Annotated in this window: 35 protein-coding genes and 2 tRNA genes; all 37 read left to right on the top strand. The window is 59.2% G+C overall.

The genetic code is table 11. The annotated features are described in order from the left end of the window. Nucleotides 1–44: 44 nt before the first annotated feature. On the top strand, nucleotides 45–809 hold the full coding sequence (locus AAGF34_RS18585; RefSeq protein WP_342617198.1) for a hypothetical protein: 765 nt from the start codon (nucleotides 45–47) through the stop codon (nucleotides 807–809). Continuing rightward, complete coding sequence (locus AAGF34_RS18590) at nucleotides 806–1,351, top strand: HNH endonuclease (protein ID WP_342617199.1); 546 nt, start codon at nucleotides 806–808, stop codon at nucleotides 1,349–1,351. The genes AAGF34_RS18585 and AAGF34_RS18590 overlap by 4 nt, the downstream gene beginning before the upstream one ends. Next, nucleotides 1,348–1,683: a hypothetical protein gene (locus AAGF34_RS18595; RefSeq protein ID WP_342617200.1), complete on the top strand. Its 336-nt coding sequence runs from the start codon at nucleotides 1,348–1,350 to the stop codon at nucleotides 1,681–1,683. The genes AAGF34_RS18590 and AAGF34_RS18595 overlap by 4 nt, the downstream gene beginning before the upstream one ends. Next, nucleotides 1,680–2,612 carry a DUF1376 domain-containing protein gene (locus AAGF34_RS18600; protein ID WP_342617201.1) on the top strand — a complete coding sequence of 311 codons (933 nt, stop codon included), beginning with the start codon at nucleotides 1,680–1,682 and terminating at the stop codon, nucleotides 2,610–2,612. The genes AAGF34_RS18595 and AAGF34_RS18600 overlap by 4 nt, the downstream gene beginning before the upstream one ends. Next, nucleotides 2,599–3,240: a DUF6475 domain-containing protein gene (locus AAGF34_RS18605; RefSeq protein WP_342617202.1), complete on the top strand. Its 642-nt coding sequence runs from the start codon at nucleotides 2,599–2,601 to the stop codon at nucleotides 3,238–3,240. The genes AAGF34_RS18600 and AAGF34_RS18605 overlap by 14 nt, the downstream gene beginning before the upstream one ends. A 259-nt stretch (nucleotides 3,241–3,499) precedes the next feature. Further along, nucleotides 3,500–3,919, top strand: coding sequence for a hypothetical protein (locus tag AAGF34_RS18610; RefSeq protein WP_342617203.1), 420 nt, complete (start codon nucleotides 3,500–3,502; stop codon nucleotides 3,917–3,919). Next, nucleotides 3,916–4,458, top strand: a complete 543-nt coding sequence (locus AAGF34_RS18615; RefSeq protein WP_342617204.1) for a hypothetical protein — start codon at nucleotides 3,916–3,918, stop codon at nucleotides 4,456–4,458. The genes AAGF34_RS18610 and AAGF34_RS18615 overlap by 4 nt, the downstream gene beginning before the upstream one ends. Beyond that, the gene (locus tag AAGF34_RS18620) at nucleotides 4,455–4,829 is read left to right on the top strand and encodes a hypothetical protein (RefSeq protein WP_342617205.1); all 375 of its coding nucleotides are present in this window, start codon (nucleotides 4,455–4,457) and stop codon (nucleotides 4,827–4,829) included. Before AAGF34_RS18615 ends, AAGF34_RS18620 begins: the two co-directional genes overlap by 4 nt. Before the next feature lie 772 nt (nucleotides 4,830–5,601). Then, nucleotides 5,602–5,874 (top strand): hypothetical protein, encoded by a 273-nt coding sequence (locus AAGF34_RS18625; protein WP_342617206.1) that lies wholly within the window; start codon nucleotides 5,602–5,604, stop codon nucleotides 5,872–5,874. After that, nucleotides 5,864–6,067 (top strand): hypothetical protein, encoded by a 204-nt coding sequence (locus AAGF34_RS18630; protein WP_342617207.1) that lies wholly within the window; start codon nucleotides 5,864–5,866, stop codon nucleotides 6,065–6,067. The genes AAGF34_RS18625 and AAGF34_RS18630 overlap by 11 nt, the downstream gene beginning before the upstream one ends. 2 nt (nucleotides 6,068–6,069) lie before the next feature. Continuing rightward, nucleotides 6,070–6,438 carry a hypothetical protein gene (locus tag AAGF34_RS18635; RefSeq protein ID WP_342617208.1) on the top strand — a complete coding sequence of 123 codons (369 nt, stop codon included), beginning with the start codon at nucleotides 6,070–6,072 and terminating at the stop codon, nucleotides 6,436–6,438. Nucleotides 6,439–6,786: 348 nt separating this feature from the next. Next, nucleotides 6,787–6,929, top strand: a tRNA-OTHER gene (locus tag AAGF34_RS18640). A gap of 204 nt (nucleotides 6,930–7,133) precedes the next feature. After that, nucleotides 7,134–7,210: transfer RNA gene (locus AAGF34_RS18645), tRNA-Met, on the top strand. Between the two features lie 330 nt (nucleotides 7,211–7,540). Beyond that, nucleotides 7,541–7,699, top strand: a complete 159-nt coding sequence (locus AAGF34_RS18650; protein WP_342617209.1) for a hypothetical protein — start codon at nucleotides 7,541–7,543, stop codon at nucleotides 7,697–7,699. Beyond that, on the top strand, nucleotides 7,696–8,082 hold the full coding sequence (locus tag AAGF34_RS18655) for an HNH endonuclease signature motif containing protein (protein WP_342617210.1): 387 nt from the start codon (nucleotides 7,696–7,698) through the stop codon (nucleotides 8,080–8,082). The genes AAGF34_RS18650 and AAGF34_RS18655 overlap by 4 nt, the downstream gene beginning before the upstream one ends. A gap of 57 nt (nucleotides 8,083–8,139) precedes the next feature. Further along, entirely contained in the window at nucleotides 8,140–8,541 is a 402-nt protein-coding gene (locus tag AAGF34_RS18660) for a hypothetical protein (RefSeq protein WP_342617211.1), read from the top strand. After that, the gene (locus AAGF34_RS18665) at nucleotides 8,541–10,214 is read left to right on the top strand and encodes a terminase large subunit (protein WP_342617212.1); all 1,674 of its coding nucleotides are present in this window, start codon (nucleotides 8,541–8,543) and stop codon (nucleotides 10,212–10,214) included. The genes AAGF34_RS18660 and AAGF34_RS18665 overlap by 1 nt, the downstream gene beginning before the upstream one ends. A gap of 4 nt (nucleotides 10,215–10,218) precedes the next feature. Further along, a complete protein-coding gene (locus tag AAGF34_RS18670; RefSeq protein ID WP_342617213.1) occupies nucleotides 10,219–10,383 on the top strand; it encodes a hypothetical protein in 165 nt (54 codons plus the stop codon). Then, a complete protein-coding gene (locus tag AAGF34_RS18675) occupies nucleotides 10,383–11,972 on the top strand; it encodes a phage portal protein (protein ID WP_342617214.1) in 1,590 nt (529 codons plus the stop codon). The genes AAGF34_RS18670 and AAGF34_RS18675 overlap by 1 nt, the downstream gene beginning before the upstream one ends. Next, complete coding sequence (locus tag AAGF34_RS18680; protein ID WP_342617215.1) at nucleotides 11,969–13,006, top strand: S49 family peptidase; 1,038 nt, start codon at nucleotides 11,969–11,971, stop codon at nucleotides 13,004–13,006. Before AAGF34_RS18675 ends, AAGF34_RS18680 begins: the two co-directional genes overlap by 4 nt. Nucleotides 13,007–13,149: 143 nt before the next feature. Then, nucleotides 13,150–14,454, top strand: a complete 1,305-nt coding sequence (locus AAGF34_RS18685) for a phage major capsid protein (RefSeq protein WP_342617216.1) — start codon at nucleotides 13,150–13,152, stop codon at nucleotides 14,452–14,454. 88 nt (nucleotides 14,455–14,542) lie between these two features. Further along, nucleotides 14,543–15,001, top strand: a complete 459-nt coding sequence (locus tag AAGF34_RS18690) for a hypothetical protein (RefSeq protein WP_342617217.1) — start codon at nucleotides 14,543–14,545, stop codon at nucleotides 14,999–15,001. A 63-nt stretch (nucleotides 15,002–15,064) separates the two neighbouring features. Then, a complete protein-coding gene (locus AAGF34_RS18695; protein WP_342617218.1) occupies nucleotides 15,065–15,394 on the top strand; it encodes a hypothetical protein in 330 nt (109 codons plus the stop codon). A 24-nt stretch (nucleotides 15,395–15,418) separates the two neighbouring features. Then, the gene (locus AAGF34_RS18700) at nucleotides 15,419–15,832 is read left to right on the top strand and encodes a hypothetical protein (protein ID WP_342617219.1); all 414 of its coding nucleotides are present in this window, start codon (nucleotides 15,419–15,421) and stop codon (nucleotides 15,830–15,832) included. Nucleotides 15,833–15,835: 3 nt separating this feature from the next. Then, on the top strand, nucleotides 15,836–16,465 hold the full coding sequence (locus tag AAGF34_RS18705) for a head-tail connector protein (protein WP_342617221.1): 630 nt from the start codon (nucleotides 15,836–15,838) through the stop codon (nucleotides 16,463–16,465). An 8-nt stretch (nucleotides 16,466–16,473) separates the two neighbouring features. Then, on the top strand, nucleotides 16,474–17,442 hold the full coding sequence (locus AAGF34_RS18710; protein ID WP_342617222.1) for a hypothetical protein: 969 nt from the start codon (nucleotides 16,474–16,476) through the stop codon (nucleotides 17,440–17,442). An 11-nt stretch (nucleotides 17,443–17,453) separates the two neighbouring features. Then, nucleotides 17,454–17,651 carry a hypothetical protein gene (locus AAGF34_RS18715; protein ID WP_342617223.1) on the top strand — a complete coding sequence of 66 codons (198 nt, stop codon included), beginning with the start codon at nucleotides 17,454–17,456 and terminating at the stop codon, nucleotides 17,649–17,651. 77 nt (nucleotides 17,652–17,728) lie between these two features. Further along, nucleotides 17,729–18,148 (top strand): hypothetical protein, encoded by a 420-nt coding sequence (locus AAGF34_RS18720; protein ID WP_342617224.1) that lies wholly within the window; start codon nucleotides 17,729–17,731, stop codon nucleotides 18,146–18,148. Next, on the top strand, nucleotides 18,145–18,552 hold the full coding sequence (locus AAGF34_RS18725) for a hypothetical protein (protein WP_342617225.1): 408 nt from the start codon (nucleotides 18,145–18,147) through the stop codon (nucleotides 18,550–18,552). The genes AAGF34_RS18720 and AAGF34_RS18725 overlap by 4 nt, the downstream gene beginning before the upstream one ends. Further along, nucleotides 18,553–19,077, top strand: coding sequence for a hypothetical protein (locus AAGF34_RS18730; protein ID WP_342617226.1), 525 nt, complete (start codon nucleotides 18,553–18,555; stop codon nucleotides 19,075–19,077). Nucleotides 19,078–19,080: 3 nt separating this feature from the next. Beyond that, nucleotides 19,081–20,682, top strand: coding sequence for a LamG-like jellyroll fold domain-containing protein (locus tag AAGF34_RS18735; RefSeq protein WP_342617227.1), 1,602 nt, complete (start codon nucleotides 19,081–19,083; stop codon nucleotides 20,680–20,682). Continuing rightward, nucleotides 20,657–20,965, top strand: a complete 309-nt coding sequence (locus AAGF34_RS18740) for a hypothetical protein (protein ID WP_342617228.1) — start codon at nucleotides 20,657–20,659, stop codon at nucleotides 20,963–20,965. The genes AAGF34_RS18735 and AAGF34_RS18740 overlap by 26 nt, the downstream gene beginning before the upstream one ends. Before the next feature lie 3 nt (nucleotides 20,966–20,968). Further along, entirely contained in the window at nucleotides 20,969–21,328 is a 360-nt protein-coding gene (locus AAGF34_RS18745) for a phage head closure protein (RefSeq protein ID WP_342617229.1), read from the top strand. Further along, nucleotides 21,318–21,869: an HK97-gp10 family putative phage morphogenesis protein gene (locus tag AAGF34_RS18750; protein WP_342617230.1), complete on the top strand. Its 552-nt coding sequence runs from the start codon at nucleotides 21,318–21,320 to the stop codon at nucleotides 21,867–21,869. The genes AAGF34_RS18745 and AAGF34_RS18750 overlap by 11 nt, the downstream gene beginning before the upstream one ends. After that, on the top strand, nucleotides 21,866–22,267 hold the full coding sequence (locus AAGF34_RS18755) for a DUF3168 domain-containing protein (RefSeq protein ID WP_342617231.1): 402 nt from the start codon (nucleotides 21,866–21,868) through the stop codon (nucleotides 22,265–22,267). The genes AAGF34_RS18750 and AAGF34_RS18755 overlap by 4 nt, the downstream gene beginning before the upstream one ends. Nucleotides 22,268–22,341: 74 nt before the next feature. Continuing rightward, nucleotides 22,342–23,556: a phage tail tube protein gene (locus AAGF34_RS18760; RefSeq protein ID WP_342617232.1), complete on the top strand. Its 1,215-nt coding sequence runs from the start codon at nucleotides 22,342–22,344 to the stop codon at nucleotides 23,554–23,556. A 93-nt stretch (nucleotides 23,557–23,649) separates the two neighbouring features. Continuing rightward, on the top strand, nucleotides 23,650–24,045 hold the full coding sequence (locus AAGF34_RS18765) for a hypothetical protein (RefSeq protein ID WP_342617233.1): 396 nt from the start codon (nucleotides 23,650–23,652) through the stop codon (nucleotides 24,043–24,045). The last annotated feature ends 12 nt before the right edge of the window (nucleotides 24,046–24,057 follow it).

Consider the following 24,057-nt stretch of genomic DNA (forward strand, 5'->3'; position numbering starts at 1 on the left):
CTGGCCAGCTTCACCGGGTTCGATGTGCCGATGGAGCGTCGGTCATGAGCGCTACTAAATCCCCATACACGCGCCCGACGCCGGAACATCTCGAACACCTCTACGTGACTCTGGGTTTGGGTTGCCCCGACATCGGCTGGCTTTATGAGCGTGACACAAAGACCGTGCCGTACTGGCTAAGGCAGGCAAACATCGCTACCAGGCCGCGTGGCAGTAATACTGGCGTGCACTTCAAGGCCGGTGAGCGTAGCGCCTTCGCTGGAAGAAAACACCGCCCAGAAAGCCTGGAGAAGATCCGCGCCGCGACCGTCGCCGATGGTCGGGTGCCTTACCTGCGCGACGGAAAGCATTGGCTGAAGGACGCGCCACCGGAAGCCAACCCGCGATGGGCGGGTGGAGCGACACCCCTGCGCCAAGAGTTTTATCGATCCGATGAATGGAAGGCATGCGTGCGTTCCGTATGGGCGCGTGACGACGCCTGCTGCCGCAACTGCGGCAAGGACTGGCGAACGGTAGACCGGGCGGTCGAGCCGACCTTTCACATCCATCACGTCTGGAGCTTCCAGATTGCGGCCCTGCGCGCCAACCCGGCAATCTTGGTGCTCTTGTGCCAGGCCTGCCACCAGTGGGTGCATAGCAACACCAACACCACCCGCGCATGGTTGCCGCAAGAGCCGGATTGCACCCATGGCCCCAGCCTTGATGACCTGGCGCATATCGAACCCGTAGACGTTGACGCGTGGATCGCTGCCCAGCGCAGGGGTAGGGCTGCCTATTTCAATGAATCGCAAAAAGGGCGCATGGCATGAAAGCCAAATCCATCGCTAAAAAGCTCGCGGCTGGCATGGCCGCAGCCGTCGAGGTTGGTGACTGCCTTGAATGGCAAGGGAAGTTCGCCTGCAAGGGTGTGACGCCAGTCGTTCCATGGCACAACCTGGAAAAGCACCGCACAGATAACGCACCAGTTGTGCGGCTACTGTGGGAAGCCAAGCATGGCCCCATACCTGCCGGTCATTTGGTCTACAAGACCTGCTGCAACAACGCCTGCGTGCTTGATGGCCATCTGGCCTGCGGCACCCGCAAGGACTGGGCAAAGGCTCGGAAAAAGGCCGGCGTGACGAAGCACAGCCCCACTGCACGCATTGCCCTGACTCTGGGTGCACGCCGCCGCGCCAACGTCAAGAACACCATGGACAAAGCCCGCGAGATTCGCTCGCTGTCTGCCGGCCGCATGCGCGTATATGACATTGCAAAGGTCACCGGCGTCCACCCGACCATGGTTGCAGATATGCGTCAAGGTCGGTCTTGGCGCGAGTTGGGTGGCAACATTTGGCAGGGGCTTGCAGCATGAACCAGGCAGCCCTCGATTTTTCTGGCCGCGATATCGGCCATGCAAAGGCCCACCAAGCCGCTGACCGCGCCGGCGCAGAGTGGCAGGCAGTGGCCATGGAAGCGCTGCGCACCTTCGCCAAGAGTCACCAGCAGTTCACGGTAGAGGATGTGCGCAAGGAGTTTTCCACGATCAAGGCGCCCACCGATAAGGCGTGGGGCTCCATCGCCATCCGCGCCCGAAATGCTGGACTCATTGAGGCCATTGGGAATATCAAAGTTCAGGGTGGGCGCATGGTGGCCACGCTTTGGCGGTCGAGGGTGCATACACACCAGACCGAGGGGGCACTTTGACACTTCCGGGCCCGCTCACCCCGCCAGATTGCGATCTCAGCGACTTCCAGTACATGGAGCTCGACGTTCGACGCCTGCGAGATTCCCATTTCGCTGCGCAGCCAAATGGCGAGGCATTTCGTGCTGGCGTTCTGCTTTGGTGCGCGGCATGGCATCAGGTGCCTGCGGCATCTCTTCCAGACGACGACGTGGAACTGTCAAACCTTGCCGGGTTCGGTCGCGTCGTCAGGGAGTGGAAAAAGGTGCGAACAGAAGCACTGGCCGGTTTTGTGAAATGCAGTGACGGTCGCCTGTACCACGCTGTCATTGCTGAAAAGGCCTTGGCAGCCCACGCTTCCAAAGAGCGTTATGCCTACGGGAAGTTTCTTGAACGCATGCGCAAAGAGAACGTCAAGCGCGCCAAAGAGAGCAAGCCCGAATTCGGAATTCCAACGCAAGAGCAGTGGAAATCCGGCGCCTACCCCCACGGAATTCCGCCAGTAGTTGAGCAAATTCCGACGGAAAACGCTCATTCTTCCACCGGAAACGATGCGGAAAACGCTCTTAGAGGGAACAGAGAGGGAGAGGGAACAGAGATTAATACCGTTACTTACGTAACGGACGGCGGGGCCGTCAAGACGCCGGCCGACATGACCAAGGTCGAACTCTGGCGCGTTGGTAAGTCGCTGCTGAACGAGTCCGGCATGCCCATGGCCCAGTGCGGCTCCTTCGTTGGCAAGTTGTGCAAGGACTACGGCGACGACATCGTGATTGAGGCGGTGCGGGCGACATGCGTCGCGCAGCCTGCTGACCCTGCGGAATACCTCAAAGCCACATGCATGCGGATCAAGGGCACACGCGCTACCGCAAACCGGCAGACCGCCCTCGAAGACCGAAACCAGCAGGTCGGCGACTCGTGGGCCAACGGAGACAGCCATGCAACCCAGTGACAAACCCGAATTCGCCCGGCTGTTGACCGGCCTCATGGCGTACTACCGCCAGGACGTGAGCACCTTTTTGCTGGACCTGTGGTGGCAGGCCTGCGAGGGTCTGAGCGTTGAGCAGTTGGCCAAGGCCATGAACACCCACGCCAAAGACCCCGAGCGCGGGCAGTTCGCTCCCAAGGTCGCCGACATCGTGCGGATCCTGCAGGGCACCCACACTGACCGCTCGCTTCTCGCCTGGGGCAAGGTGCTGGAGGCAACGACCGGGGTTGGGGCGTATCAGGACGTGGTGTTTGACGATCCGGCAATTCATGCGGCGGTCCACGACGTGGGCGGCTGGGTGAAGTTGTGCCGAACCGACCTCAAGGAGCTGAGCTACCTGCAGCACCGGTTCTGCCAGGCGCACAAGGCCTATACCGAGCGTGGTTCGTTTGACTATCCCCGTGTTTTGGGCGGAGATCGTTCGCCAGATAGCGAATATGCGCGCCGCGGGCTGCCCGCGCCAGCACCAGCCATCGTTGGCGACAGGGGCCGTGCGGCTCTGGTTTTACAGGGCGGTGGAGATGGGTCCAACGCGATCAGTTTCCAGCCGCTGGATGTGCTGGCTATTCCTCGAAATATGGAGGCCGCATGAGCCGCATCTGTACATACATCCGCGACGAACATCAAGCCGCCGCCCGCTTCCTGATGGAATTCCATGGACCACTTTCAGAGCGCCCTCAATTGGCTAGTCCGGCTTCACGCACACCCGGGCTGGGTGGAGCATGTATGGCTTCGAGCCATGAGGTTGGACGATCAGGAGCTGTACGCCGGGATGTGGGCAGCGTTGGAATCCAAGGTTGGCCCGGCCCCGGCTTCCGCGGTGGCGTACCGGCAGAAGGTGAGGCGCGACCATGATCGTGCTGGGTATTGATCCGGGTCAGAACACTGGCGTTGCGACTTTCAGCTGTGGCCGCCTGGAGTCCCTACAAACGATTGCCCCGCACCAAATCCCGGCCTTCATCCGTAAATCAGGCGCCGGACGCGTAGTGTTTGAAGACAGCCGCCTGACCAGCTTCGTATTCACCACAGTCAAGAGCCGCCCGGCCGCATTGAAGATGGCGCGCAACGTCGGACAGGTGGATGCCTGGTGTCAGCTCATCGTGTTGACCTGCGGCGATCTGGGAATTCCAGCCCACGGCATCAGCCCGGCAGGGAAGGGTACCAAGTTGGATGCCAAGGCCTTCGCGCGCATGACCGGCTGGCTGGCGGCCAGCAACGAACACACCCGCGATGCAGCGACTGTAGCGTGGCCATACCGGAGGGCGGCATGATCTGGAACGAAGGCATGATCGCACGGGCCATCAGCCTGCAGACGCTGGCGCGCAAGTGCGTGGTGCTGGTCGACAACTGCAACTGGACCGGCCACGAATGCGACGTTCTGGGGGTGACAACCGACCTGCGCATCATCGATGTCGAAGTGAAGATCAGCCGCAGCGACCTGAAGGCAGATGCCAAAAAGGATAAGTGGTGGCATCGGGTTTCTTATGGATGGGTTGATGGTCCACCACGGCCAGTGACCCATCCTCGAAAGGTCTGGAAGCACTACTACGCACTGCCCGCCGAAATCTGGAAGCCAGAGTTGCTCGACTGTCTCCCAAGTACTTCCAGCGGCGTGCTGTTACTGCGCCAGGGTGGCTGGCCGCAGCCACCGGTCATCGTGTCATGCGAGCGCCGCGCAACACCAGCCAAGGACGCCTACCGTCTGAAGCCCGAGGAAGTCATGGACATCGCACGGCTGGCCAACCTGCGGATGTGGGAAGCCTACAAGCGCGAAGAAGACGCCCGCAAGGCGCAGGCGGTCCCAGCATGACGGACATCACCCTCGTCAAGCAGGTACCCGCCGACATTACTCAGGCTGATGCCGACGCCGCGCGCCGCGTGCTGTTCGGGATCGTGGACGGCCTGGGCGACCGTGGCCGCAAGCAGTGGCGCCGGTTCATCAATGGCCTGCTGCGCCTGGAGCCGGGCGAGATGGTGGAAATCAAAACCCACAAGGCGCGAAGCGGCCCGTTCCACCGCCGCCACATGGCAATAGAACAGGCCATCTATGAATCTCAAGAACGTTTTGACAACTTTGACAAAGGCTTCAGGGATTGGTTGAAGGTTGGCGCCGGTCATTGCGAATGGTTTCCCGGACCTAAAGGCGGTGTTTTCCCCGTGCCCAAGTCGATCAGCTATTAAAGCATGGAGGACGACGAAATGCGCGAATTTCATGAGGCAGCGATTGAGTTTCTGCGCACTGACCATGCTCAAAAAACTCTTTGGAGACACCTTTCGGATGCGCGTCGGTCTGAAATGCTCGAAACGATATTGAAAGGGTTTGGCGAATGACAAGAGCATGGCGTGAGGATTTAAGCGGTCAACAATTTGGCCGGTTGACCGTTCTGCGTGAGGCCGAAACTGACAAGGCGCACAGACACTGGCTATGCCGGTGTTCCTGCGGTGCTGAAATCACCGTTGGTCACCCAGCTTTGAAGCGTGGAGCTACTCAGAGTTGTGGTTGTCTACGCAGGCAGTCAGCAGCCGCGCAAATGACCGTTCACGGAAATGCTAGGCGCGGGAATCGGTCGCGCGCCTATGGTATCTGGTCGGGAATGCTCGCGCGGTGCGAGATCAAGTCGGCCACCGGCTATGCGCAGTATGGGGGCGCAGGAGTACAGGTGTGTCAGCGGTGGCACACCTTTGCCAATTTCCTTGCTGATATGGGTGAGCCTCCGGCCGGAATGTCTATTGATCGAATTGAAAACGAGCGCGGATATGAGCCGGGAAACTGCCGATGGGCTACCAGCCAGACTCAGAACGAAAACCGTCGCAATGTGCGATGGATTGAGTTCTGCGGTAAGCGGATGACTGTCACCCAGTGGGCAAAGCACTTGGGTATCAGTAAGTCCACGCTGTTGGAAGCTTTGGGAAAGCATCCTGTCGAAGTCGCATTGCGCCCAAGGACGGCCTGATGCGATCCAAGAATAAGCCCGCGCAGACAAAGGCGGAAGCGGCACATGCCGCCAGCGTGGCGGAACAGCCTTGCGCCGTATGTGACGCGCCGGCACCCAGTGAGGTGCACGAGCCCGAGCAGGGATTGTGGTTTGCGTCCATTGCGCTCTGCTATGCCTGCCACCGCGGTCCAGAGGGCTGGCATGGAACCCGGTTGCGCTGGAGCCTTCGCAAGATGACCGAGCTGAAGGCGATCAATAAAACCGTGGGGAGGACCGTGCATGGCGCTTGATGCTTACCTCTACGGCAATCCGGAGACCATCCTGGAGCGCAAGCAAGAGCACCTTGCCCGCCAGCTGCGCGCCTGCGGTCAATGCGTCCACCACCGAACTATTGAGTTCAAGGGAGAGGTTCTGCATGGCTGCGATTGCAGAAACAGGACATACGGCAAACGCTGCCAACTATTCGAAATCAAGAAAGGCTAGAAATGACGAAGGAACAGATTGACTTCCACCAAGTAGAGCCGCACCAGCGTGACATTGATAAGCGCCTGCAAAACTGGGGCAAGTGGTGCAACGGCGGCAATGCGCCGGCAGTCTCTCCCATGTTTCGGATGGTTCCACCGCCGCCGCGTGTGCGGGCTGATGAAAAGCCGCTATCCGTCGATTCCGCGGACGCCTGCAAGATCGCCAAGGCTGTGGCAGTGTTGCCTCCGCCGCACCGTGCTGCTGTGAATTGGGCCTATGTGAAGCCAACAGCACCAGTAAAAGCCTGCCGAGCGCTGGGTACGACCATGGCCGGTCTTGCGCTGCTATTGCGTGATGGCCGACAAATGCTAATCAATCGACAGGTTTGAAACACTGTTGACAGGTGCGAAGAATTCAGATATCGTGCGCTCCAACGACTGAGCTATGGCATAAGAGTCGCCCGTCCATTTTGGAGGCGGCGGTGCCGGTAGCTCAGAGTCAGAGCCCTCCAGCGTGGAAGGCCACCGATTCCAAAAGCCACCCACTGCGGTGGCTTTTTTTCATTGCGCGCAAGCGCTAAGAGGCAGGTTGGTTCGATTCCAACTCGCTGGCCGAGATCTGGTGAAGGAAGTGGTTCGATCCCACTACTGGGCGCAAGCCCTTAGCGAGTACTTCCCGGGGCAGGAAGAGGCACAAGCCAGTCGGGTGAAAGGCTCCCGGCACCAAATTCCATCACACCAGCGGTGGCTGAGAATCGCAAGATGAACGGGGCAACCCACTGGTCTAAGGCAGGGACGGGAGTTAAAGAGCCCTATACGCCCGGCGTGGTCCACGCAGCAATGCGGTACCGTGCCCACAGGTTCGAATCCTGTCCGCTGATGTAATGGTGAACTCGTAAGAGAGCTTGGCCCGAGGTTCTGCGGGCCGCCATCAAATTACCCACGCCCGCGTCTCAGCGGGCTTTTCGTTTGGGCTGATTCCCACTGCGCACCCAACAATCCGGCAGCATCACCGGGCAACTAGGGTGGAAATAACGAATGCGCACTGGGTTTGTCGGGTTTGAGTCCCGATCAGCCAACCTTACCGCCATGTAGATCAGATTGGAAGCTCGTCGGTCCCATAACCCGAAGGTCGCCTGTTCGATTCAGGCCATGGCAACCATCACAAACCCTGTAAATAACTGACACATTGGCGCAATGCCATGTGAAGGCCCGCAGGACCCTAGCTAGCGTAGGGCAATCCGCTAGCCGCCAACCGCTACCCAGACCGACTGCCCTTCTTTACCTCCATGGGCTACTGGGTAGTGCGTTGGCCAATCCATTTCGAGACCCGCATTCACCGAGAAGCCGAATCGGCCAGCACCGGGCAAAGTGTTGGAACTTCCCGCGCTTGCACCACTCGCGTCATCGGCAGAGGTGCGTCATGGTGAACGCAGCGCCAGCCAACCCGTGCAGGCGTAAATCCAATGCGCTTCTATATAGAGAGCAACCCATGGCCCAGACCACGATAGAAGTCAGCTTCAAGGTGGCTTGGTGGGTTCGCTGGTATCTGGTGGGTGTAGTGCTGACATGCCGCCTGACTGGATTGACGCCAGACTTCGGCAAGGTGGAGGCCACTATCCTACGTGGCATCAAGCTGGTCATCCGATGAGCCGCGTCACCAACCTGCGCCCGCGTGTAGAGCAGGCGACCGGCAGGCTCCAGACCATGCAGGCAGGAGCATGGCGCACCCCCAATCAATCCAGCGCCCAACGTGGCTATGGCTACAAATGGCAAAAGGCACGCGAGGCCTTCCTATACGCCAACCCCCTTTGCAAGATGTGCCAGGACGAAGGCCAGATCACGGCAGCGTCCATCGTTGACCACAAAGAACCCCACAGGGGCGACCAGAAGCTGTTCTGGGACGAGCGCAACTGGCAGTCGCTGTGCACCCATCACCACTCGTCACAGAAGCAGCGTGAAGAGCATGAAGCGCAGGGGTATGCACCAAATGGGGGAGGGCGGGTCGAATCTCTGGCAGTGCCAAAACGCTAGACCGCTGCCTTTCCCACGCGCAGAAAAAATTCCCCTTTTTGAAATCGGAGAAATCAAATGGCAGGCACAAAAGGACGAAGCGGCGGTGCTCGCCCTGGTGCTGGGCGTAAGCCAAAAGCCAAGGCGGATTCGAAATCAAACCAGAAGGCTGCGGCAGTTTCCGTTGAACTGGAGCCGCAACCGCATGGTGGCGCGCTCAAGCGGACGTCTGAGCAACCTGTGGACCTGGGCAGCCTGAACATGCTGGAGATGCTGCAGAGCGTGGCACTCGGCAAGGTCAAGGCGACGTCCCTGCAGGTCCGTGCGGCCATTGCTGCTGTGCAATATACGCACACCAAGCGCGGGGACGGCGGCAAGAAGGATGAGGCCAACGCCAATGCCAAGACCAAAGCGGCTGGCCGGTTCGCACCGTCTGCACCTCCCAAGCTGGTGGCAACCGGCGGTAAGAAGATCCCATAATGGACTGGACAACCGCCTGTCTTGACTGGGAAAGCAGGCTGATCGAAGGGCGCTCAATCATCCCGGCGCCGATATATCCGGATGCCGCCGAGCAGGCGCTGGCCATATTCAAAGAGCTACGGGTGGTCGATCTGCCCGGTAAGCCAACCTTTGGCGAGTGCAGTGAACAATGGGTCTTTGACTTTGTAGCCGCCATCTTTGGGGCCTACGATTCGGAGACCGGAAAGCAGTTGATCCGCGAGTTCTTCCTGCTGATCAGCAAAAAGAACACCAAGAGCACGATAGCGGCGGGCATCATGCTGACCGCCTTGATTCTGTGCTGGCGCGAAGACGAAGAGCACCTGATCCTTGCGCCGACAAAGGAAGTGGCCGACAACAGTTTCAAGCCAGCCGCGGGCATGGTCCGGGCCGATGACGAGCTGATGGCGCTCTTCCACATTCAGGACCACGTGCGCACTATTACCCACCGGGTGAATCGGGCGTCCCTGAAGGTGGTTGCAGCCGATACCGATACGGTGTCCGGCAAGAAGTCAGGCCGCGTGCTGGTCGATGAGCACTGGCTGTTCGGCAAGCGGGCGAATGCCGAATCCATGTTCATGGAAGCAACCGGCGGCCAAGTGTCACGCGAAGAAGGCTGGGTGATCTTCCTGTCAACGCAGAGTGAAGAGCCACCGGCCGGCGTGTTCAAGGAAAAGCTGGGCTACTACCGCGACGTGCGCGACGGCAAGATCGAGGACAAGAAATCTCTGGGTGTGATCTTCGAGTTTCCCCAGAAGATGATTGACTCCAAGGAGTACTTGAAGCCTTCCAACTTCTACATCACCAACCCCAATATTGGCCGCTCGGTGAGCGCCGAATGGCTGGGAGACCAGCTCAAGAAGATGATGGCCAAGCGGGACGGCGCGTTCCAGCAGTTCCTGGCCAAGCACCTGAATGTCGAAATCGGCCTGAATCTGCGCACTGACCGCTGGGCCGGTGCTGACTATTGGGAATCCTGTGCAACTGTATTGACGCTGGACGATATCTTCGCCCGGTGCGAGGTGGTGGTTGTGGGTATTGACGGCGGCGGTTTGGATGACTTGCTGGGCTTGGCCGTCCTGGGGCGCGAATACGACACCCGTAAGTGGCTGCTTTGGACCCATGCCTGGGCCCACTCCATAGTGCTCAAGCGCCGGCAAGAGATCGCCCCCCGGCTGCTGGACTTTGCAAACGACGGCGATCTGACGATTGTTGATACCCCGGGTGAAGACGTCATTTCCGTTGCAGACATTGTTTGCCGGGTACGCGATAGCGGGCTGCTGCCAGAGAAGGTGTCGATCGGCGTGGACTCTGCCGGCATCGGCGACATCATCGATGAGCTCACAAGCCCGGAGCGCGACATATCGATGGAACAAATCATCGGTATCTCGCAGGGCTGGCGCATGAATGGCGCCATCAAGACAACAGAGCGCAAGGTGGCCGGTGGTGAATTGCTCCACTCGGGCAGCCCAATGATGGCCTGGTGCGTGAGCAATGCCAAGACTGAGGCCAAGGGCAACGCGATAGCGATCACAAAGCAGGTGGCCGGGACGGCAAAGATTGACCCGCTCATGGCCACGTTCAACGCCGTGTCACTGATGGCCCTCAACCCGGCCGCAGAAAACATTTCAAGCGGCGAAGTCTTCTTCGTCTGAATCTATGAACAAACTCACATACAACGGCGCTCTGCTGATGGGCACCGCTTTGATAAGCGTCGGCGCTGGTATGCAGTTTGGCGTAGCCGTCGGACTGATTGCTGCCGGTGGATTGCTCATTGCTCTGACCTTTGCAGGCGTGTACCTGTCCGGTAAGGGCGTTGCCTGATGTTTCTCACCAGCTTCAAGCCTCGGCAGATGGCTGCCGGGGAGGGGCAAGACCGCTCCCCGTGGGGGTCTTTCTGGTTTGAGCCCATCGGTATGCGCACCAGTTCCGGCATGCGCGTTACCGGCGCTGCTGCCATGCGCCTGGGTGCGGTGTATAGCTGCGTGCGCGTGCTGGCGGAGTCGTTTGCCATCCTGCCGTTTCGCATGTACAGGAAGCGCACCGACGGTGGACGCGACCCAGTAACAGATCATTGGCTGGTCAAGCTGATGACCAAGCGGCCCAACGACTGGCAGACACCATTCGAGTGGAAAGAGATGATGATGGGGCACCTGTGCTTGCGCGGGAATGCCTTCAATCAGATCGTGTCCAACGCCAAGGGGCAGATCACCGACCTGGTGCCCATCCATCCGGACCGCATCAAGGTGCAGTTGCTGGACAACGGATCCTTCAATTACGTCGTATCGCAGTTGGATGGAACCACGATCACCATGGCCAAGGGTGAGGTCTGGCATATCCGTGGCCTGTCTGGTGACGGAGTTGTGGGCTACAACCCCATGGAGCTGGCAGCCGAGGTGATCGGCATGGGCATTTCTGCCCAAAGCTTTGGTGCTCGCTTCTTTGCCAACGATGCAAGCCCTGGCGGTTGGATTGAGTTCGATGGCAAGTTCCGGGATTCGGACGCCAAGGCGTCATTTCGCGAAGGCTGGCAAAACGTCCAAGGTGGCAAGAACCGTGGCCGCACGGCCATCCTCGAAAAGGGGATGAAGTACCACCAACTGGAGCTGAACAACGCTGACGCCCAGTTTCTGGAGTCCCGCAAGTACAACCGCAGCGAGATCGCGGGCCTATTCCGCGTGCCGCCCCACAAGATCGGCGACCTGGACCGGGCGACCTTCAGCAACATCGAGCAGCAGTCGCTGGACTTCATCAACGACGGTCTGCTGCCATGGACTGAGCGCTGGGAATCGTCCATCGAGACACACCTGCTGGAAGACGAGAGCGACATTGAGATTGATTTCGACTTCACCAAGTTGCTGCGTGGTGACATGGTGGCGCGCTCCGCGTACTACACGGCCAATATCAATAATGGCAGCTTGACCCGCAATGAGGCTCGAATCAGCGAAGGCCGCAACCCCCTGGATGGTTTGGACAAGCCGTTGATGCCGCTGAACATGGTTGCGGTGGGTGAAGAGCCCGATGGAGACGAAGTGCCTGAGCCGCCGGAGGCCCCCCAAGGTGCACCAGCTACCCCTGCAGGTGGTGATGAGCCATCCCCAAAGAAGCCAAAGAACGATGCAGGCCGCGCCCTGGCTCTCGCAACTGCTGCAGCCGAGCGTGTGGCACGTAAGGAGACAGCAACCCTTCTGCCGCTTGTCGTCGCTCTTCCGGCGTCGTTCGAGCAAATCCATTCGGCCATGGCAAAGCATGCCGACTTTGTAGCGCTGGCTTTGAGCGTTGATGCCGAATGCGCAACTGCTTATGTTGAGTCAAGACTAAAGGACCCCATTCGCAGGGGTCATGAAGAGCAGGACGTATACAACGCCGCCTTTGAGAAATTGACCGTCCTAGCCTTGAAAGGCTCCCTATGAAAAAGAACCTTCTTGTAGCCGCAATGCTGGCGCAGCCCTGGGCCCTGATGCCCGAGTACATGCAGTCCATGGCCAGCGTAGTCGCGCGCTGGCAGGCCGGTGTGGAAGCCAGCCCGGAAACCCTGGCAGCCGTGCATGCCGACATGGAAGCCCGACAAGCTGCCCGCGCCCAGGCACAAGCCCGCGCCGGCGGCGGATCCATCGCCGTGATCAACGTGTTCGGCGTGCTGACCCAGCGCGGCAACATGATGGACGAGATCAGCGGTGGCGGCAGCTGCAGCACTGAGCAGCTAGTCGCCCAATTGCGCAGCGCCGAAGTTGACGACACCATCGGCCAGATCCTGCTGAACTTCAGCACCCCGGGCGGCAGTGTCTATGGCATTCAGGAGGCGGCTGCAGAAATCAACCGCATCAAGGCCAGCAAACCCATCATCGGCATCAGCAACAGCATGTGCGCCAGCGCCGGTTACTGGCTGGCTGCGCAGTGCACCGAGCTTTACTGCACACCAGGTGGCGAAGTGGGTTCCATCGGTGTGTGGCAAGCCCATGAAGACATGAGCCAGGCCCTGGAAGAAGCCGGCGTGAAAATTTCACTCATCAGCGCCGGCAAGTTCAAAGTCGAGGGCAACCCCTACGAGCCCCTGGGTGACGAAGCGCGCGCCTTCATGCAGTTGCGCACCGATGAGTATTACGACCCGTTTGCAAAGGCTGTGGCCAAAGGCCGCGGTGTTGGTGTTGATGCCGTGCGCAACGGTATGGGGCAAGGCCGCGTGCTTGGTGCTCCTGCAGCTCTGGCTGAAAACATGATCGATGGCATCGCCACCTTTGACGAGGTGGTCAAGAAGATGCAGCGCGCAGCCAAAGGCAGCAAGGGTGCAAGCGCGGAAATTGAACCCGGCCGCATCCTGTCCGAGGCGGAATCTGAGGCGGCAATAACGACGCTTTTGGACTCATCGCCTCTTTCTCAAAGCGAATCTCAAGTGCCATCCCGCCTGAGCGCAATGCAGCGAGAGCTGGAAATCCTCTCCATCTAAGCAATTCGGGCTTCGCACCAGCCCATTCGCTGACCGTCCATTGACGGCTGGCGTGCGGTCCTACGACCGCTCCCGGTGCAAACCCCACGTCTGTAAGTCCCAAGGCCCGCTTCACGCGGGCTTTTCCATTTCTGGAGCCCAATATGAGCAAGAAACTTCGCGAGCTGCAAGCCCGCAAATCGTCCACTGTGACCGCCATGCGCGCGATCACCGACAAGGCCAGCGCGGAAAGCCGTGAGCCCACAGCCGAAGAGAACGAGAAGTTCAAATCGCTGCGCGCTGAAGCCGCAAACATCGAAGCCGCCATCGAGCGCGAACAGGATCTGATCGCTCTCGAAAAGAGCTCCGGCGTGGTCATTCCCGACAACGCACATATTGCCACCGAGGACAATCGCAATGCCGATGCCACTGGCGGCTTCAAGTCTTTCGGTGAGTTTGCGAGCGCCGTGATCCAGTCGCATGTCGGCGGTGGCCGAGGCATGGATGATCGTCTGCGAGCAGCTGCTCCGACTACCTTCGGCAACGAAGCAGCCGGTGCCGACGGCGGTTTTGTGGTGCCCCCGCAATACAGCTCTGAAGTGTTCGCCCTGTCGCTCGGTGAAGACGCCTTCATCCCGATGACGGACAACACGGAAATCAGCGGCAATAGCATGGTTTTCCCGAAAACCGAGCAGACACCCTGGGGCTCCAACGGTGTACGTGCCTACTGGCAGGCCGAAGCAGCCACTGCGACAGCAACTAAGCCTGTGCTGGGCGTGCAGGCCATGCGTATGCACAAGCTGATGACGCTGGTTCCGCTGTCCGATGAACTGGTGGCCGACACCAACGCACTGGATAGCCTGGTGCCGCGCCTCATCGGCGACAGCATTCGCTGGAAGACCAACGAGGCGATCCTCAATGGCAACGGAAACGGCCAACCCATGGGCGCGCTGCTGTCCACGGGCCCGTCGGTCATGGTTCCCAAGGATTCTGGCCAAGCTGCCAACACGCTGAGCGCGACCAACCTGTTCAACATGGTTTCTCGTATGCCTCCAGGCAGTTACCAGCGCGCTGTGTGGCTGATTCACCCCACGGTGATACCGGTCCTGGCAACGCTGGTGCTCGGCAATATTCCGGTGTTCCTGCCTGCCGCACCTCCCGCATCTGGCGCAATGACAATGACGCCGTACTTCGGCACCATCTTGGGCCGTCCGTGCCTCATCAGCCACCACGCCGCAACTTTGTCCAGCTTGGGCGATGTGCAACTGCACGATATGAGCTACTACCGCACCATCACCAAGCCCGGTGGCGTACAGATGGCCCAGTCGCTGCATCTGTACTTCGATGCAGATGCACTGGCTTTGCGCGCCGTGTTCCGCATTGACGGTGGCCCGAAGATCGCCTCCGCTATCAGCCCGGCCAAGGGCAGCACCACGCTGTCGCCGTTCCTCCAACTGCAGAACCGTTAACCAGGCGGCTGACGCAGGCGCGGCCCACTTACCCCGGGCTGCGCTGACCTCCATTTCCCTGCATCTCATTCACTTTTAGGAGCTCATCATGAGCGGTATCACACTGAACCAAAAGCCCAGCGAAAGCGTTGCTCTCCTGGCCACCTATGACCCGGTTTCTCTGGCGGCATCCACCGTCACAACTGGCTGGGTCGACGTGTCGACGTTCTTCTTCATCTTGGCCCTGATCCAGACGGGTGTCATGGGCGCTTCGGCGACCTTGGATGCCAAGCTGCAGCAAGCCACCGACAGCTCGGGCACCGGCGCCAAGGACATCACCGGCAAGGCGATTACCCAGATCGTGAAGGCAACAGGTGACAACAAGCAAGCGCTGTTGCAGATGAAGGTCGCCGACTTGGACACGGAAGGCGGTTTCCGTTTCGTGCGTCTGTCGCTGACCGACGGCACCGCCGCATCGCTTGTGTCCGCTGCCGTCCTCGGCTTTGGACCGCGCCTGGCCCCTGCCGCTACGTTCAACCAAGCCGGCGTGGTTCAAGTAGTCGGCTAATCGCCACTTCGTGCGAGCGCCTTCGGGTGCTCGCACCCCAACACTGCATAGCAGGAGCCTCACATGCCCCAACGCCCAATTTGGAACGACACATTAACCGCTATTGCAGTTGGCGTGGCCCGTCAGGCTCCCGACCTTGGCGTGATCATCACGGTAACGGCCAAGCTGACCTGTACAAGCGGCAACTGCTCTGCCACCGCCCGCCTCGAGGGGTCGAACAACGGTACCGACTGGTATGCCGTTGGCGCTGACCAAGTGTTTTCGTCTGGAGCATCGCCTCAGACTGCCGCTTTTACGCGCGTGCAGTTTGCCTTTGCGCAATACCGGATCAACTGCACAGCCATCTCCGGCACTGGCGCGGCCCTCGTCACCGACATCGCGGTCGGGTCCTGATCCCAGAATTTCAAGGAATCTGCAATGAAAGTCGCTATCTATTCTGCTGACTGGAACGACACCGATGGTGCTGGTAACAGCATCGTGAAGTACGCCAAGGGCAAACCATATCCGTTGACCGATGAGACTGCCGGGCACATCGCCCAAGGTCATGCCGTGGAGGCGGAAGTCGATGATGACCCAGTGACGGCTGCTGACAAAGCGGCGCGGGCGCGGCAACTTGCGGACAAGGCAGTGCAGAAGGCTCAAGAGGCAGAAGCTGCTGCTGCTCTTGCTGAGCAAGCGAAGGAAACCGCCCGCTTGGCCGAAGAGGAAGAGGCTGCAGAAGCTAAAGCAGCCGCCGAGCGTGCCGATGCCGAGCGCGCGGCTTCTGCCCCAGAGTCGAATCTGTTCCAGCGGCCTGCCACACCTGCGCCAAACTCTGAAACAGCCGAGTAATCTGTGGGATACCAGCTCATCACGGGGCCGACTGGCGATCCAGTCAGTCTGGCAGAAGCAAAGCTGCATCTGCGCGTTGAAATCGGGATGACCGACGACGACACGCTGATTGCAGCCCTGATCACGGCCGCACGGCAATACGCCGAGCAGAAGACCATGAGCAGCTTCATGACGCAGACCTGGAAGTACGTCATGGACAGCTTCCCGGGCCGGTATCTGACGTCTGTTCCGTGGGGTGCTGAGTACAGCCAGCCAGGCAATGCCGTGCTTCTGGAAAAAGGCCCCATCACCGGAATCACCGGCATCAACTACATGGACATGGGCGGTGCCCAGCAGACGATGCCCAGCACCGACTATGTGGTGGACCTTACCGGACCGCTTGCCCGGGTGACGCCAGTCTTCGGCAAGATTTGGCCCATCACCATGCCGCAGATCGCCAGCGCGAGCATCACATTCACTGCCGGATACGGGGCTGCCAGCGCAGTGCCCGAAGGCATCAAGTCGTGGATCAAGTTGCGCATTGGCGCGCTGTACGAGAACCGCGAAGAGTTTCTGACTGGTCGCAGCGTCACCGTTGCCGAGCTTCCATTTGTGGACAGCTTGCTCGACCCGTACCGAATCGACCGACCCTAGGGGAAATCATGCAATCAGAAAAATTGAACGCAGTTGCGGCTGCAGTCGCTCAGGTTTGCCTGCCAAGCGGCGTTGGAGAAGCGTCGCATGCTGAGGGCGTTTATAGCTTCGTCTGTAAAGAGGTGGTACCCGAACGCAAGGCTGAATATGACGTTGTCTTTCAGCGTTACATGGCCGCCATTGCTGCTGGTGCCACTGATGCAGCAGCAATAGAGCAGGAGCTGCACGCCTTCCCGATGCGCGAGGTGTGGCGTGAACCCGTTGTCTGCAACGTGGTGACGACAGCAGGGAAGAACTCCATGCTGGACAACTTCCTTGCTGGATCGGCCTTCACCCAGACCGGCCCATACATGGGGCTGATCAGCTCGGTATCGTGGACGAATCTGGCGACTACGCTGTCCTCGCTGACCTCGTACAGCTCCACCACTGGCCTTGCCACACTGGCGACCGCAGCAGCCCACGGGTTGAGCCCCAATGACACGCCGGTGACGATTGCCAGTGCTGCAGGTACTGGCGCGAACATCAGCGCGCTCAATGGCACCTTTACCCCGCAGGCTGGCACCACTGGATCGACCTTGGTCATCTATGTCGGCACTGGCCTGACGATCACCACAGTTACTGGTGGCAACGTCACGACCGCCAGCGGCACGCGCCTGAGTGACACCATGGCGTCACACGCCAACTGGACTGAAGCCGGATCCGCCAATGCTCCTACTTGGAGCACTCCCGCATCCGGGGCGCGCGGCAGCATGGCATGGAGCTCCGCTTCCGGCGGCTCCAAGTCAACATCGAGTTCGGTGAGCTTCACGATGAGTGGACCCGGGACCATCCAGGGGGCTTTTATCGTTCTCGGCTCAGGCGCTGTCACCACAAACGGCAGCACTGCAGGAACCCTATTCAGTGCAGGAGCATTCGCGACAGCTCAAGGCGTCATTGCCGGAAATGTTGTGACTGTGTCCTACAGCGCATCACTCTGAGGGCACAAATCATGTTCAAAAAAGGTGACAAGGTTGTCCAAGTCCTGCCCGCCCCCATTGAAGGGTCAGTAGCAGGCTTTGACGTTGACCAAGAGACTGGCGCTGTGCAGGTCCGCGTCGAGTGGCCTGATGCTGACGGCAGCATTCATGCCCAGCACTTCCGCGAAGACCAGCTGAAGGCGGTCGAAGATGCTCCCGCAGCCGAGTAACCCGGCCTTTGGCCTGTTCTGGGCTGGCTACTTCCTTTTTATAGCCGTCGGCCTGCACGTCTGGTTTGGCATCTGACATGCCGCACCTGACCATTGCCTACTGCCGCCGCTTCGACTTTGCCAGCGAGGTGATCCGGTTCTTCACCGGTGGAGCGCTCTGGTCGCACTGCGGTGTGGTTGTGGGTGATGTGGTGGTCGAGGCCCTGACGCGCGGCGTGGTGACCACACCGATCAATGACTGGAAATACCCGGCATTTGCCTTTGTGCAAGTCGAGTGCCCAGACCCAGAAGCGGCAGAGCAGTTCGCCCTGGACCAGGTGGGGAAGAAATACGACTGGCTCGGCTGCCTTGGTGCCCCGTGGCGTGCCCACTGGCAAAACCCGAACCGCTGGTATTGCTCTGAGCTGGCAGAGGCCGCGCTGGTTGCCGGTGGCCGCAAGCGCTGGCGTGATGAAAAGATGGGCGTGAGCCCGATGGAAAGTTGGGTTGTTCTATGACACTCCTTGAAGAAATCAAAGCCAAGTGCCCAGCAGACGTTCTGGCTTCCCATGACACCCAAGCGATTGCCACGGCTGTAAGCACGGGCCGGGTGAGGGTTATTTCCGTACTTGGCGGCATTGGTACCGTCATGGAAGCACTTGGCCCCACAGCAGGCGCTGCGCTGCTGGACAGTCTCACTACGTTGGCGACTACAAACTCCGCTGTGAAGTGGGGAATGGTGCTGATCAACCGTGGGGACTTTGACTTTGGGTCTGTTGCCGGTCGCGGAATGATTGACGCGCTGGTTACGGACAAGACTCAGGCTTCTGCCCTCAAGGCCGTCGCAGAGATTGCAGACCCGATCACTGCGCAAGACGTTCGGCTTGTATGCCAGGACTACGATGGAAATTGGGTGGTGTAAATGGCAACGACAAACAAAATATTCTACCCATCAACTTCAACAGTTGCGCTGACTATCAGCCTTGCATCCCTGGCCGATGACAATACCAACGGCATCGCCGGTCGCACATCGACAGCAGTTGACAACACCACAAACCTTGATCAGGACGCGCTGCTGTCTGGCTACATCAAGACAGGAACTTCCCCAACTGCGGGCCGCACGATTGAAATATGGCTATATGCCCCCGTAAGCATTGCGTCTGGAACGCCAACGTACCCCGACAGCGTGACCGGCACCGATGCTGCCAAGACGTTCACCAGTCGGAATATTTTGCAATATGGCTTGAGGTTGGCCGCAACGCTGGTAGTTGATGCTACGACCGGCAATGTATACCCGATTGCCCCCATTTCCGTCGCCTCCTTCTATGGTTACGTGCTTCCTCCATTCTGGGGTGCGTTTGTTCTCAACCGTACCGCAGTTGCCCTGGACTCCACAGGCGGAAATCACGCCCTCACTTACGAGCGCATCCAGTCACAGGGCGTTTAAACCATGCGCGGCCCGTTTCGCTTCACGCGCCGCACCCAGCCGCAAGCGCCAACCCAGCTTGATAAGGCAAACCCGTATGTAAGCGGGCTGATGCATGCATGGGTTGGCAGTTGGGTGGTCACAAGGCGGGGAATAGTCAGCGCACCGTATGGTTCGCCAACGGCCTCCCCGTATGGAGTTGGTGGTGCTGGCAATGGCACATCGACGCAAGTAGCGCTTCCCGCTGATGCGATGGTTGGAAGTGACTCGACCACACCATTCGGCACAAGGCTTGTTCTTACAAAAATTGGAGCAGCCGCAGGGAACGCGGGTTTCGCCGGAAATGGGAATGGCGGAAATTTTTGGCGCATTGCCAGTGGCGGAGCAGTTTCACTTGTTAACACGGGCAGTGCTGTTGTCTATACGAGTGCCACAGGTATCGTTTCGGCAAACGAATATTGCTGTTTAGCTGTCGCCTCCAAAGGGCAATTTAACGGCGATCCTGTTACTGTTTATAAAAACGGCCTTCAAGTCGCCTCCAGCACGGTAGGTAACGGTACAGGGGCCGGTTCGGCTACCGGGGCGGTTCTAGGGAGTAGTGGGGCATCAAGCTCCTACTATGACGGCAGCATCTTTGCTCACTTTGCCTGGGAGCGCGTTCTTACTGCTGCTGAGATAGCGGCCATCAGCGCCAATCCTTGGCAGCTCTTTCTGCCTGATGCTCCGCTGATTTTTTTGCCCAGTGCTGGCGGCACAACCACCTACAACCTGACCATGAGCGAGGCGGCCTCGCTGGCCGATGTTTCCACGCTCGCACTGACCGCAGCGCTGTCGCTCACAGAATCAGGTACTGCGGGTGACGCCCTGAGCGCTGCAATGCTGGCTAGCCTGGCGATAGCTGAAGCTGCATCCGGATCAGACGTGCAAACGTCAGCCCTGGGCGCCGCGGTGTCAATTGCAGAAGCCGGTTCGTCAACCGATTTGCAGAGTTCGTCAACCACCATGCCGAAGACAGTGGGGGAGGCTGGGGCCGCAGTTGATGCCCCATTGGCTGCCATGAATGCAGCGCTGACCGTGGCAGAGGCTGGTAGCGCGACGGACTTTCAGACTACAGCGGCAACGTATGGTGTGAGCGTCACCGAGTCCGGGACTGCGACTGATATGCAGAGCCTGTCGGCTTTGATGGCGCTCAGCATGAGTGAGGCAGCCTTTGCGGTAGATGCTCAAAGCGCTGGCGCCACGATGGCCGTGGCAGTTTCTGAAGCGGCAACTGCAGTTGATTTGGTGTCCCAGGGTGCCGTGTACCTGGTAGCGGTTTCTGAAAGCGGTTCGGCTACTGATGTCCAGACGATATTCAACGGGATTTCACTGGCAGTCGCCGAAACGATGGCTGGTGGCGATCTTGTATCGCAGCTCACGACGATATATGCAGCAGTGGTCGAAGCTGGGTATGCAGTGGATTCCACATCCTGCTTTAACCCGTCAGCCCTGCATCAGTCCTTCAAACGCACCGTGACCTTAAGTGGTCGCACGTTCGTTGTTGCAACCCCTTCACGCGTGCTGGCAGTTATCAAGCCCGCAAATACAACGGTGGCACCTTATGACCCCTCAGAGACTGGACCCTAAGACGCCAAATGAGAACCTGACATTCACGTTCGACTTCTCGCAGGCATTGGTGCAGGGTGAATCCATCACGAATACTTACACGATCGCCGTGACGACCTATATCGGCGTGGATGCTTCAGCCTCTTCCATGATCAGCGGAGCGGCGTCAGTAAACACTGGCAGTGGACTGATATTGCAGAACTTCGCAGGCGGACTCCCGATCATTGACTACCTACTCTCTTGCAAAGTCACCACCAGCTTGGGCCGCATCCTGGAAGACCAGGCAATTCTGCCGGTGAGGTAATCCATGCAAGGCGGAAACCTGCGTAAGCGCGTGCTCATTCAGCAGCGCGCATCTACTGTTGAAGGTACGTTTGGGCAGCAGTCTCTCATTTGGGTGAACCTGACGACGATTTGGGCGGATATTGAAGTGGTGAGTGGTGCGCAGTTGGCGCGCAGCCAGTCGATCTACAACATGACGACGCACCACATCATCACGCGCTTTCAGAAGCTGTTTGCAGACATGAAGAAGGTGGGCTCATACCGTGCGGTGTACACGACCTATGGCTCAACCCGCTATTTTGATATTGGGGCCACCCTCAACGATGCCGAGCGCAACCGGATGGTGACGCTTCTCTGCAGCGAAGGCCTGAACGATGGACAGTAACGACATCGTCATCAGTGGCCTTGCGGAACTGCAGGCTCAACTGGACCAGTTCGCGCCACAGTTGGAGGCAAAAGTCCTCCGCGGTGCCTTGAAGGCCGGGCAGATGGTGGCCGCCAGCAAGATCAGGGATAAGGCGCCAGAAGCTCCGCCCAATGATGTGAACGCACGTCTGTATGGCGCAAAGTTTGGCTCTTTGAAGGCGAGCGTGCGAGTGAGCACCCGTGCACGCAACGGCAAAGTGGTTTCCAAGGTCACGGTCGGCGATAAGGTTGCCTACTACGCCCACATGGTCGAGTTCGGTACCGCCGCCCACTTGATCATGGCAAAGAAGGGCAGGGCGCTGACCTTCGGCGGCAGGGACTATTCATTCCTCATGCACCCGGGCGCCAAGGCACACCCTTTCGTGCGCCCAGTGTTCGACGTCGAAGCAAATCAGAACAGCGAAGAGCTGCAGGCCGTGGTCACCTACCTGCGCACTCGGATCGACAAAGAAATTGCCAGTCTGCCTGACGAGCAAGACACCCGGGACGAAAAGCCATGAGAGCCGAGCACGTCATTTACACATTGCTTTCTGGCAGCACGCTGGTGAGTGGCGTGGTTGGAAACAGGATCTACCCGGCGCGGATGCCGCAGAACACGACCATGCCGGCGCTTGTCTACCAGACGATCAGCGGCAACGAGCTGACACCCATTGACGCCCAGGCCGGCTACCAGGTGATGCGCACGCGCATTCAGGTGACGGCCATGGCCAAGAACTATTTGGAAGTCAAGGCCGCACTTGAGGCCGTGCGCAAGGCCTGTTTGTACCAAAGCGGCGTAATTGGCGGCTACCAGGTGCTCTCCATCACCCGCGACACCGTGGGTCCCGACCTGCGCGATGACGATCTGTCGATCTACATCCAGTCCATTGACTTCATGGTCATGCATTACGAGACCTAGCAAGGCTCTCACCCCCATTTCAACCCGCCCACAGCAACCCGCTTCGGCGGGTTTTCTTATTTCTGGAGACCCCTATGGCAACCCAAGCAACAGGCATCTTTAAACAGGTAGCGATCAAGCGCGAAGTTACCTACGGCACCATTCCCGTTGCCGCATCTGCGCAATTGCTGCGCCGGGTGCAGAGCACGGTGGACCTGTCCAAAGACACGTATTCGTCCAACGAAATCCGCCCGGATATGCAGATTGCCGACTTCCGGCATGGCGTGCGCCGTGTCAAGGGTTCACTGCAGGGCGAGCTGTCCCCCAAGACCTACAGCGACATCCTGTCGTCCATGCTCAAGCGGGACTTCACTGCTGGTGTATCCGTTGCCTCGCTGACCCTGACCATCGGCGGCTCGGCTGGCGCCTGGACCGTTACGCGCTCTGCTGGCTCCTACCTGACAGACGGCTTCAAGATCGGCGACGTGGTGACCTTGGCCGGTTGCACCAATGCCGGCAACAACGCAAACAACCTGCTGATTTACGCGCTCACAGCAACAGTTGCGACTTGCATCGTTCTCAACGCATCCTCGCTCACGGCCGAGACATCTTCGGCGTCTGCCTGCACGGTGGCGGTCAAGGGTAAAAAGACCTGGATTCCGACATCCGGACAAACTGACAACAGCTACTCGCTGGAGCATTGGTACAACGACACCACGCAAAGTGAAGTGTTCAGCGGCATCAAGTTCGACAAAGGCACTATCAACCTGCCGCCCACTGGCATGGCCACGGCTCAGTTTGACGTGATCGGCCAGAACATAACGACCGCTCAGACGCGCTACTTCACGTCGCCCACTGCCATCACCAGCACCGGCGTGGTTGCTGCGGTCAATGGTGTTCTGGTGGTCAACGGCGTGGCCCAAGCGGTTGTGACCGGTCTGTCTATCGTGATCGACCCCACATTCAGCGGTGATCCGGTGGTGGGCGCGAACGTGATCCCCAACCAGTTTGCGGGTCCCGTGAATGTTACCGGCCAGTTCACCGCCTACTTCACCGACAACACCCTGCGTGATCTGTTCGTGAACGAAACCGAGTCCAGCCTGATCGTGGCACTTACCACGAACAACACGGCAAGCGCTGACTTCGTGACCTTTGTGCTTCCGCGCATCAAGCTGGGCGGCCAGCAGAAGAACGACGGTACAGGCGGCATTGTGCAGACGTTCCCCTTCCAGGCCCTGCTGAATGTCAATGGCGGCACCGGTCAGAGCACCGAGCAAACAACCATTCTGATCCAAGACTCTGCCGCTTAAGCGGTACCCCCTGCACCTACCCTGGCTGGCTCTCCATCTCGCAGGTGGAGGCTGGCTGGGGCAAGGGCATTTTCAACCTGCGAGAACCTCACTATGTTCAAAATCACCTCCATCACTGACGCTCTGTTTGCTGTCGTCAAGATCAAGCACCCCGTTACCAAAGAAGACCTGGGCGCATCTATCACCCTGGCCGGACCCGAGCACCCGGCCCGTAAGGCAATTGAGTTTGCCAAACAGCGCAAGCTGCGCGCATCCGTCCAGAAGACTGGCAAATTGGAACTTGGCGACCCAGCGGATGACGAGTTGGACCAAATCGAGAAGCTGACCGCCTGCACGCTGGGCTGGGATGGCATAACCGATGACGACGGCAACGTCATCGAGTTCTCGCGCTCCGCTGCGGAAAAGCTCTATGCAACCGAGGGCTTGGGCTGGTTGCGTGACCAGCTCACCGCCGCCATGGGCGAGCGCGAGCGTTTTATCAAGGCCTGAGAGCAGAGCTGA

This window comes from Rhodoferax sp. GW822-FHT02A01 (assembly GCF_038784515.1).
Taxonomy (GTDB): domain Bacteria; phylum Pseudomonadota; class Gammaproteobacteria; order Burkholderiales; family Burkholderiaceae_C; genus Allorhodoferax.